The following is a 10,136-nucleotide window of genomic DNA, read 5'->3' on the forward strand; positions in this document are numbered from 1 at the left end:
AACACAACCCGCTACGGGGGAGACTTACCCGAAATCTGATTTATTCAACAAAGCCTCCTGTATGTAATGAATCCACCTCAGTTGCGCTTAGGAGATGGAATGAAAATAGCAGGAGCGTACCAACCCAAAGCAGTAAACCTAGACAATTCTGCTCCTGAAGGCGTTGAGGTTGTGCGACCAAGTACCGAAGCAACGAACTCAGTAGCCACAGCGAAGTTTGATTTTCAGACTGACATCCCGCAACTTAAAAAGCTATACCAACTTGTTGATGCATGTATTGAAGGTACAGGGATTACTGTAGTGGATGTCCTTCATTATAACTATCAAGATCGTTACATCTTGCAGCGCGGGAATGAGCAGGCTTCGATAAGTTTCAATTACAAGGGTAACTGGAAAGTGTCTGGCGTAAAGAGCATTACTCAAGATGGGTTCGATGTTGAACTCATGGCTTTGCTTGGTCAATTAGAAGGTACTTTGCTCGATGTACCTGAGCCTTCAAAGGATACTCAGTTCCATTTTTCAGAGCCATTCTTAGAAGAGTTTTATCTAAATGTAATGGATCAAATCAACAGTGTTGGAGCTGATATAAGCAAAATTGAATCTCGTTCATTTTGTGAAAGATATGCATTTGTTAAAGGCAATGAGTTGGCGGTAATTGAGTTTTGGTACAACAAGTCTAGCCAGTTTACTAAAGTTCAACCTATGCCTCAGCTTAGTAATTCCACAAGGCTCATTGACGAAATAATATGTCAAATAGGTGTGCTTCTATGAATGAGCCAGCTAATCGTACAGTAAATAATTTGAGAAAGAGCGGAGACCTGCAAGGGGCTTGGGATTTTGGTTTTCAAGCGTTGCAGGCAGCTCCCCAAGATACTTACTTGAAAGGTGCTTTATTTTGGGTGTGTTATGAGTTTCTTAAGCACCAGCTTGAAAATCTAAATAAGCGAGCGAGTTCTTCAAACAACTATCGTCCTACTGATTTTGAATTTGAGCAAATAGAGAACTTGCTGCAAACCATAGTAAATTTAGATATTGCTACTGGCGGCCTAGAGTACAAAATGCTGCTGGTTCAGTTTAAGAAGAGTTTGGAATGGTTTCCGACCTTGATTCACCTTGTGCTTCGACATCAAACTGTACTATTTGATGATGAGGCTAAAACACCTTTTCAAGCTGAAAAAGGTGAAGTGCCAAGTTTGATGCTCTCAACAGCACGCCAAGTGGCGAGTGCATGGCTTAGAGCACGAGAGTATTGGCATCTAGATCTTAACCAAGTGATGGCATTTATTAACCAAACACGCGAGCAAGCCTCTGACACTAAACATATGATGTGGCTTGATTACGACCAAGCGAAGTGCCTTGTTGTTGCGGGCCAATACGATCAGGCTCGCGAACTCATTCTACCCATTTTAAGAAAGAAGCAAAAAGAGTCTTGGGCTTGGGGAGCGTTGGCTGCTACTTATTCAAAACAAGATCAGCGTTTAGCAATGAAGTTTTTTGCTAGGGGAATAGTATCCGCACATGACGTTACTTTTAGTTTACGTTTATTACAGGGAATTATTCCTTTATTACTTGCAAATCAACAGCAAGCTGAAGCCTCAATGTGCCTAAAAACGGCTATTGCGGCTTATCAAGCCCATGGGTGGAAGCTAAAGCAAGAGCTAGAACAGCTATCTATGCAGGCTTGGTATGATTCTGGTGTCGATGAGAAGCAACTGAGTCCTTTTTTAAACTCTATTTCTCACGACGCTTTAAATTACTTGCATGGGCCGATGGAGAAGGTTGTTGCTATCGTAGAGAATATCCATAAATCCGGTAAAGGCTTTCAAGTATTCGTAAATAAGTCGACATCACTATCAGTTCGCATGGGGGTTCATAAAGGTAAGCAGAAACCTCAGGCTGGTGACTATGTCGAGCTATCCGTAGCGAGTGTTGATGGAAACAAAGAAGTAGTAGCTTCCTCATCGTCCAAGCAAGTAGATATGGCTGATGTTTCGTATGTAGAGGGTACGCTTCGAATAGCACCCAAAGGCTTCGGATTTGTCGAGGATACTTTTGTTCCTCCCTTTGTTATAGGTAATTTAAAAAATGAAACAAAAGTCAGAGCACTCCGTATCATGAGTTGGGACAAATCTAAAGCTCGCCACAACTGGAAAGCGATTAAGTTAACGGAACTAAATTTTAATGAATACTAAGTCGCTTTCCGGCGAAATCGAGTTAGGACAGGCTCAAGAATTAGCCGAGGTCGAATAATGGCAACCCGAGTAGAAATGATTATCGAAACGCTCAAGGCGAACCCCGACAAGAAGTTTACTGCTCGGGATTTAGCCAAAGAATTTGTGCTTCGATGGCTTTGTTGAATAAATCGAACTTTTGCTGAGTTGAAGGATCAGATCACGTATCTTCCCGACAACGCAGACCGTTCCGTGGCAAAGCAAAAGTTCAAAATCACCAACTGGCCCACCTACAATAAAGCCCTCATCAACCGTGGCTCCATAACTTTCTGGCTGGATGATGAAGCTATTCAGGCCTGGTATGAGTCAGCAACACCTTCTTCACGAGGCAGACCTCAGCGCTATTCTGACCTTGCCATCACGACTGTGCTGGTCATTAAACGCGTGTTCAGGTTGACCCTGCGGGCTGCACAGGGTTTTATTGATTCCATTTTTACACTGATGAATGTTCCGTTGCGCTGCCCGGATTACACCAGTGTCAGCAGGCGCGCAAAGTCGGTTAATGTCAGTTTCAAAACGTTCACCCGGGGTGAAATCGCGCATCTGGTGATTGATTCCACCGGGCTGAAGGTCTTCGGTGAAGGCGAGTGGAAAGTCAAAAAGCATGGCCAGGAACGCCGCCGTATCTGGCGTAAGCTGCATCTCGCCGTTGACAGTAAAACACATGAAATCATCTGCGCTGACCTGTCGCTGAACAATGTGACGGACTCAGAAGCCTTCCCGGGTCTTATCCGGCAGACTCACAGAAAAATCAGGGCAGCATCGGCAGACGGCGCTTACGACACCCGGCTCTGTCACGATGAACTGCGGCGTAAGAAAATCAGCGCGCTTATCCCTCCCCGAAAAGGTGCGGGTTACTGGCCCGGTGAATATGCAGACCGTAACCGTGCAGTGGCTAATCAGCGAATGACCGGGAGTAATGCGCGGTGGAAATGGACAACAGATTACAACCGTCGCTCGATAGCGGAAACGGCGATGTACCGGGTAAAACAGCTGTTCGGGGGTTCACTGACGCTGCGTGACTACGATGGTCAGGTTGCGGAGGCTATGGCCCTGGTACGAGCGCTGAACAAAATGACGAAAGCAGGTATGCCTGAAAGCGTGCGTATTGCCTGAAAACACAACCCGCTACGGGGGAGACTTACCCGAAATCTGATTTATTCAACAAAGCCCCATTACCAGTGAACTGTAGCTGCCATGTTTTACGGCAGTGAGAGCAGAGATAGCGCTGATGTCCGGCAGTACTTTTACCGTTACGCACCACGCCTTCAGTAGCTGAGCAGGAGGGACAACTGATGGAGATGGAAGCCACGGGAGCACCTCAAAAACACCATCGTACACTAAATCAGTAAGTTGGCACCATTACCCGGCAGGCGATCTGGATTATCGTCACGCTGTTAAATATGTCGCGGTAGGGATACCCGTTACCGGATACCCCCCGCACAGATCCCGGCGTGCGCGATTTACGCACCGGGCTCCTGCCTCGGGTGTCTGGCGGTGAACCGCTCCACAGGCCATGGATGAAGAACCCGAACCCTTGGTAGCCATGCGGCTGCCAGTTTGTTTGCTTTCGTCCAGGTCGTATCATCCTTCTGGCTCCTGCGCCTGAGCGCCCGGCGCCAGAGGTTTGTTACGTGTGTCCTGAACTTCTGCATGGTGGGGAAGTTGCCCGGTACCGAGTGATAGTTCAGGTATCCCTGAACCACTCTCCTGAGCCATTTTCCCTGTTCGGGGATTGAGTAATGCCAGCGCCTTCGCAGACCGTCTTTGATGGCTTTCAGAGTTGCCGTCATCCGATCCCGGCGGGTCTTTCGTATCAGCATGAACCTGCCGTTGCGATCTTTCCCGCTGATGTGCGTGAACCCGAGGAAGTTGAACGTTTCTGGTTTGCCTTTTCCCCTGATGGCACGGTTTTCGGCAGCGAAGCGGCCGAACTCCATCAGACGGGTTTTCTCCGGGTGAACCGTGAGTCCGAACTCCCTCAGTCTGCGCTGCATGGCTATACGGAAGCGCCGGGCATCGTATCGTTTGTCGAACCCGATGACGATGTCATCGGCGTATCTGACCATTACCACATTGCCTGTGGCATAGCGACGTCGCCACTGATGCGCCCACAGATCGAAGACGTAGTGGAGGTATATGTTTGCCAGCAGCGGTGAGATGACCGCACCCTGTGGGGTGCCTTCCTCCGTTGCTCGCCATTGACCCTCCTCCGACGTCCCGGCTGTGAGCCACTTACGTATGAGCCTGATTACCCTCCGGTCGCCGATCCGATGCTCTGTGAACCTGATCAGCCATTCGTGGCTCACCCTGTCGAAGAACTGACTGATGTCGGCATCCAGTACCCAGTTTACGTTAGTGCGTACCAGCCCTGTGGCCAGTGCGTCCAGTGCATCGTGCTGGCTTCGCCCGGGTCTGAACCCGTATGAGAACCCCATAAAGTCGTTTTCATAGACTGCGTTCAGGATTTTCACCAGCGCATACTGGACGATCTTGTCCTCCAGCGAGGCGATGCCGAGCGGGCGTTGTTTTCCATCCGCTTTTGGGATGTAGTGACGCCTGCCGGGCTGCGCCCTGTAGCTGCCCTGATGTAGCCTCCGGTGCAGATCTGTTATGTTGTTCTTCATGTTTCCGGCGTAGTCCATCCACCTGATGCCATCCACTCCGGCGGCCGCTTTCCTGCTCAGGGAGAGGAATGCGGCTTCCAGTGCTTCGACTGTCAGCAGGTGGAACAATGCTGTAAACCGTTCTTTCTTCCGCTGCTTCGCAGCTTCCCGCACGCGTGACAGCCTCTGTGACATGCTTTCCCGGCTCTGTGTCCGGCGCATGTGTGGCTGTTCCGCGTTCCCCTTGGCCCCGCTCCTTCGCTCCACTGACTCCGCTCCTTTCGGGTTGTTCGCCTGCTTCGCCGCTACTATGAGCGAGTCCGACTTCTCCTCTCCGTACATCACCGGCTATGACTCCTCGTCTTCCCGGTGCGGGCCATCTCCGACACTGGCAGATGGTCAGAGGGGAGATCTCCCGGTTCCCGCGTAGAGATCGTATTGACATGCCAGGGTCTCAGACCCCGCCGGGTCCATGTGGCACTCGCAGTATCGCACCCTATGATTTTGCCTTCCGTTAACAGTACAACGTCGGCACCCGGTAATTTAATATAGATTTCGTGGCTCAATGGCTGGCCTGTCAACACCCCTGTCAACGCTTCGCCCCATACCTCGCGGTATGCAACGCATGACTCGGGGACCTTGTGGATTGCTGGTCCTTCAATGGTCGGGGACTTTCACCCCTTGATCTCTACCGGTCTCCCGGCGCACACTGTATACATAACCAGTAAAATTAGAGTGTCAGGAGGAAAGATGAAGCTACAGCTTTTCAGCACCGGGAAAGAACACCCGCCACAGGCCCATCCATTGTTTGCCGATCTGGCCAGCTGCGGTTTTCCCAGCCCTGCCGCTGACTATGTCGAGTCCGATCTGGATCTCCATGATTACTGCATACGGCATCCGAGCGCGACGTACTACCTGCGTGCCAGCGGAGACAGCATGGCGGACGGTAGTCTGTACAATGGCGATCTGCTGGTTGTGGACAGTGCTGAAAAGCCGCGGCACGGCGATATCGTTGTCGCCAGCGTACAGGGGGAGTTTACGGTTAAACGGCTTCTGCTGACGCCTCGACTGACGCTGCAGCCCATGAATGCCTCCTGGTCGCCGATTTATCCTGACCCCGACGAGCTGGATATCTTTGGCGTCGTCACGCATATCATCCACCGCCCGAGGGAGATGTACTGATGTTTGCCCTGGCCGATGTGAACAGCTTCTATGCCAGCTGTGAACGTGTTTTCCGACCGGATTTGAAAGGAAAGCCGATAGTCGTCCTGAGCAACAACGACGGGAACGTAATCGCTCGCAGTGCCGAGGCGAAGCCCTGGATCAAAATGGGAACTCCGTGGTTTCAGATAAAAAACGAAAGGTACCCGGAAAAAATATATTCGTTTTCAAGTAACTATGAACTTTACGCCTCGATGTCGGCGCGCGTGATGAACTGCCTGGAGGAACTGGCCCCCAGAGTGGAACAGTATTCAATTGATGAGATGTTCCTCGATTTGACCGGCGTGGAGCACTGTATGGAGCTTGAGGACTTCGGCCGGCAGCTGCGTCAGCACGTGTATGACTGTACCCACCTGACCATTGGCGTGGGCGCCGGACCAACGAAGACCCTTGCAAAATCAGCCCAGTGGGCCTCAAAAGAGTGGAAACAGCTTCGTGACGTACTTGCTCTGACCAGGGGAAATCCGCAGAGAACGCGGAAACTGCTTTCACTGCAGCCGGTTAAAGAAATCTGGGGGGTGGGTAACCGTATTGCACGCAAGCTGAATGTGCTGGGCATTAAGACCGCGCTCGATCTCGCCCTGACGAACCCGGCCTTCATCCGCAAAAATTTTTCTGTGGTCCTTGAGCGAACGGTACGTGAACTGAACGGGGAAAGCTGCCTTTCGCTTGAGGAAGCCCCTCCGACGAAACAGCAAATTGTCTGCAGCCGCAGTTTTGGCGTGAAGATCACGGAGTACGAGTCACTCCGTCAGGCTATCTGTCAGCACGCAGAGCGGGCCTCTGAAAAGCTGCGTAAAGAGCACCAGTATTGCCGGCATATTTCCGTTTTCATCAAAACGTCTCCGTTCGCCGTTAAAGAACCTTACTACGGCAACGTGGCTACGGAAAAACTTCTTACACCCACTCAGGACACCAGGGACATCATTGCAGCCGCCACAACGGCTCTGGAGCGTATCTGGAGGGATGGACACCGGTATGCCAAAGCCGGAGTTATGCTGAATGACTTCACCGGCTCCGGCGTTTCGCAGCTGCAGCTGTTCGACGAACGCCCGCCACGCCCTCACAGTGCTGAGCTGATGAGGGTTCTGGACGGGATCAACAACTCAGGGCTGGGTAAAGTATGGTTTGCGGGGCGGGGTATTGCCCCGGAATGGCAAATGAAACGGGAGATGCTTTCTCCTGCTTATACGACACGATGGTCAGATATTCCTGCAGCGAAACTGGCGTAAAACTTTGGCGATTTCACCTTGAAATTCTCAGCCTAAACTGCCTAATTACAATAAGTTAGATGTGAAATCGCCATGGCGAAATTATTGACTCAAATTTCTGTTAAGGACCTCGTTGATAGCCTTGTCCAGTTCATCCTGAATCACTTTTGACATACGGCTAAACTCATAAGTCAGCGTACGCCCTTTCACACGCTTACGCGCGAACTTGTCCTTTTCTTCAAAAGACCAGAGTGGGGAAACCACTGACTTTTCCTTGGGAGATGGATCTATCAATGCCTGAGATGCCTGAGAAATCAGCTTCAGTATACTGGCTTTCTGTTCGTCTTCTGGTCGCTCGCCTTCACTCAAAATTGCATCGAGCTGAGCTGATACAGACTGAATGAGTTCTTCAGGCGTTAATCCCTTTTCACTGAGTTTTTCATTAACTTCTAAAAGAAGTTTATAGTCACTAAACGATAGCTCCGACTGAACCGGGAACAGAGAAATCAAGTCTTGCGGTACGGCCGCCGCCTGCAGCGCCCTGGTAACTTTAGCTTGAGATAACCCCTCCAGTTCAGCAATTTCCTTTTGATTAAATCCGGACTCTTTAAGAGCGATCAATCTCAGGCCAATCTCCCGAAGATTATGTTCTTTAGCTGTCTGGATATCTTTAGCCAGTTGGCGAGCTTCATCAGCTGATAAATGCTCTTCGGTAACCATTACATCAAGGCCTGAACGGACAAAAATTGCTGAGGCTCGCCGTCTTGAACCATCCAGTATCTCAATCCTTTCACTTTGCTTAATACCAATACAGGGAAAGAACTGCTGAAACTTAATCGTCTGGATAATGGATTTCAGGGACTCCCTGGTCAGTGCCAGTTGATCTCTTCCGTTGTTTTCCTGGTTTACGAAGGTCTTACTTTCAACTTCAGATGCAGGCACCCGAACAAACCTGAACGTTACCTTCCTGCCGGTTTTTAAGGTAAATACCTGGCTTCTACCGGTGTCCGTCATTTCCGCAATTGACGCCTGGGTATTTAACTGTCTGCCGATGGTTTTTCTTTTCTCATTCGACATCACATACCTCCGTTAGTACGAATGAACTCGATGCGATCAAAGACTGCCTTCGCAAAGTCTTCCGCTGCTGATTTTGCGCTTTTTAGTGCCTCTGTACTTCCATCATAGGTTGCTGGATTTGCTGAAATAACTGTGTCAAAAGTCTCCCCACAGCGTTCGAAACCATCCAGTCTCGGCAGAACCATGTCTAGCATATCGGCACCGAAAACCTCTTTGGCCTGACTATGGCAAATTTTGTGATCAGACTTGTTCAGGATCTTGGACATGAAGCCGACATTACCGATGAGATTGCAGGTGTGCCCATCCATTTCAATGGAATCTATGAGGGCAGGGAGGCTGGCCACAAACTTCAGGGAAGAATGAAAATCAACCGTAGCCGGTGGAAGAGGGGTCAACATCAGGTCTGCCGCCCCAATACAGTTTTTCAGGAACGCATCAAGGTGAGGACCACTATCAAGGAAAATAAAGTCGTAGTCATGCTGGAGCTTATCGATAATGTTATCTTTAAGCACAGCATGAATATTTTTCCCTGGAAGATGTTCTTCACACAATCCCTTCCAGCCTTCAGCAAGGAATGCATCGTCAATGGAAGCGGGGATTACATCAACACCAGGGATAATAGACGGTACTATAAAATCGGAAAGTAATTCTTCACGAGACACGTTCTGGAGCATGGCCTGAGCAGCCGTATTTTCAACCAGGCCCACTGAATTTTCATGGCTCAGGAACATTGTCAGAGATGCCTGCGGATCGAAATCGATGGCCAGAATACGTAGGTCTTCGAACAGAAGCTGAGGATGAGCTCGAAAAGCATGTGATAATGAAGCGGTAGAAACTGTCTTGGAACCACCACCTTTAAGATTACATACAAAAATCGTAAAGGCTTTATCAAAGCGATCCCTGTACTTGGGTACTTTACGGTGGTTATACAGATCGATGACATTCTGAATCGTCATCGCGTATTTCATCGTATTACCAGAAGGTTTCTTTTTGAAAATGTAGCCACCGGCTTCCATTTCGGCCACAGCATACTCAACACTGCCTTTACTGAGCTTAGGCAGCTTATACAGAGCGGCTTTGCTGTATTCCTGATAGAACTCGGTAAGCTTCAATTCCTCTTTTTGCTGGCGGATACTCTCGCTCAAAGATGTCAGAAGCTTACCTGCACGTGTAGCAACTTTCCGTAACTGCTCAATATTGTTCATTTATCACCTCATGACGTTTTTTGTCATTTTGAACAAAAAGAGTCATGTTGCAAGCAAAAAATCATATTGTTTTGATTTCGCTCTCAACAGGAGGGGGGAGAAGTTCGACGGGCGTGCCACTCAATCACAGTGCCGCAACACGCAGACGCACTTATGACCATCACACAACAAGTCGTACAAAAGGGTATAGAGAAAGGTATCAGCGCTCGCCGCAGCCATGTAACCGAGCGTAGCGAGCGAACTGGCGAGGAAGCGAAGAGGAACCGTTCCGGCAGATAGCTCTTACGCTCAGCACAAGAAGAGTTTTCCATCCTGTGGGAAACAGGTCAACTTTATGGACGCTCAGGACTATGGGAAACAGGTCAACTTCGCGGACGGCCCGGACTATGGGAAACAGGTCAACTTCACGGACGGCCCGGACTATGGGAAACAGGTCAACTTCACGGATGGCCGGGAGTGTGGGAAACAAGTCAACTCCGCGGACGGCCCGGACTGTGGGAAACAGGTCAACTTTGCAGACGGCCCGGACTGTGGGAAACAGGTCAACTTTGCAGACGTCCGGGACTGTGGGAAACAGGTCAACTT

At 49.7% G+C, this 10,136-nt stretch carries 9 protein-coding genes and 2 pseudogenes; 7 read left to right on the plus strand and 4 right to left on the minus strand.

What is annotated here, in order from left to right; all coding sequences use genetic code 11:
• The first annotated feature begins 99 nt into the window (after nt 1-99).
• From V6942_RS22955 to V6942_RS22965, 3 genes are all read left to right on the plus strand, one after another.
• Nucleotides 100-771, plus strand: coding sequence for a hypothetical protein (locus V6942_RS22955; protein ID WP_252491448.1), 672 nt, complete (start codon nt 100-102; stop codon nt 769-771).
• Entirely contained in the window at nt 768-2,192 is a 1,425-nt protein-coding gene (locus tag V6942_RS22960) for a tetratricopeptide repeat protein (protein ID WP_116291347.1), read from the plus strand. The genes V6942_RS22955 and V6942_RS22960 overlap by 4 nt, the downstream gene beginning before the upstream one ends.
• A gap of 186 nt (nt 2,193-2,378) precedes the next feature.
• A complete protein-coding gene (locus tag V6942_RS22965; protein WP_333501862.1) occupies nt 2,379-3,347 on the plus strand; it encodes an IS5-like element IS903 family transposase in 969 nt (322 codons plus the stop codon).
• A 64-nt stretch (nt 3,348-3,411) separates the two neighbouring features.
• On the opposite strand, the pseudogene V6942_RS22970 reads toward V6942_RS22965, so the two are convergent.
• Together V6942_RS22970 and ltrA are read right to left on the minus strand one after the other, a co-directional pair.
• A pseudogene (locus V6942_RS22970) lies at nt 3,412-3,543 on the minus strand (IS1 family transposase); the annotation flags it as partial.
• 151 nt (nt 3,544-3,694) lie between these two features.
• A complete protein-coding gene (gene ltrA / locus V6942_RS22975; RefSeq protein ID WP_004178082.1) occupies nt 3,695-5,182 on the minus strand; it encodes a group II intron reverse transcriptase/maturase in 1,488 nt (495 codons plus the stop codon).
• A gap of 405 nt (nt 5,183-5,587) precedes the next feature.
• Between ltrA and umuD the strand changes: the two genes are divergently transcribed.
• Both umuD and V6942_RS22985 read left to right on the plus strand, forming a co-directional pair.
• Nucleotides 5,588-6,019, plus strand: a complete 432-nt coding sequence (gene umuD, locus V6942_RS22980; RefSeq protein ID WP_006796638.1) for a translesion error-prone DNA polymerase V autoproteolytic subunit — start codon at nt 5,588-5,590, stop codon at nt 6,017-6,019.
• Complete coding sequence (locus V6942_RS22985; protein WP_116291343.1) at nt 6,019-7,290, plus strand: Y-family DNA polymerase; 1,272 nt, start codon at nt 6,019-6,021, stop codon at nt 7,288-7,290. The genes umuD and V6942_RS22985 overlap by 1 nt, the downstream gene beginning before the upstream one ends.
• Before the next feature lie 81 nt (nt 7,291-7,371).
• On the opposite strand, the gene V6942_RS22990 is transcribed toward V6942_RS22985, so the two are convergent.
• A complete protein-coding gene (locus V6942_RS22990) occupies nt 7,372-8,346 on the minus strand; it encodes a ParB family protein (RefSeq protein ID WP_181574543.1) in 975 nt (324 codons plus the stop codon).
• Nucleotides 8,346-9,551: an AAA family ATPase gene (locus V6942_RS22995; RefSeq protein ID WP_006797591.1), complete on the minus strand. Its 1,206-nt coding sequence runs from the start codon at nt 9,549-9,551 to the stop codon at nt 8,346-8,348. Before V6942_RS22995 ends, V6942_RS22990 begins: the two co-directional genes overlap by 1 nt.
• Before the next feature lie 129 nt (nt 9,552-9,680).
• Between V6942_RS22995 and V6942_RS23000 the strand changes: the two are divergent.
• Nucleotides 9,681-9,756: pseudogene (locus V6942_RS23000) on the plus strand (hypothetical protein); the annotation flags it as partial.
• Nucleotides 9,757-9,885: 129 nt separating this feature from the next.
• Nucleotides 9,886-10,136: hypothetical protein (locus tag V6942_RS23005; protein WP_032410262.1), on the plus strand; the 251-nt coding region annotated here is incomplete at its 3' end.

Source organism: Kluyvera genomosp. 2, assembly GCF_036759865.1.
Classification (GTDB): Bacteria; Pseudomonadota; Gammaproteobacteria; order Enterobacterales; family Enterobacteriaceae; genus Kluyvera; species Kluyvera ascorbata_B.

Coding starts and splice junctions, on each gene's coding strand:
- V6942_RS22955 (WP_252491448.1), top strand. CDS start 100: ATGAAAATAGCAGGAGCGTACCAACCCAAAGCAGTAAACCTAGACAAT.
- V6942_RS22960 (WP_116291347.1), top strand. CDS start 768: ATGAATGAGCCAGCTAATCGTACAGTAAATAATTTGAGAAAGAGCGGA.
- umuD (WP_006796638.1), top strand. CDS start 5,588: ATGAAGCTACAGCTTTTCAGCACCGGGAAAGAACACCCGCCACAGGCC.
- V6942_RS22985 (WP_116291343.1), top strand. CDS start 6,019: ATGTTTGCCCTGGCCGATGTGAACAGCTTCTATGCCAGCTGTGAACGT.
- V6942_RS22990 (WP_181574543.1), bottom strand. CDS start 8,346: ATGTCGAATGAGAAAAGAAAAACCATCGGCAGACAGTTAAATACCCAG.
- V6942_RS22995 (WP_006797591.1), bottom strand. CDS start 9,551: ATGAACAATATTGAGCAGTTACGGAAAGTTGCTACACGTGCAGGTAAG.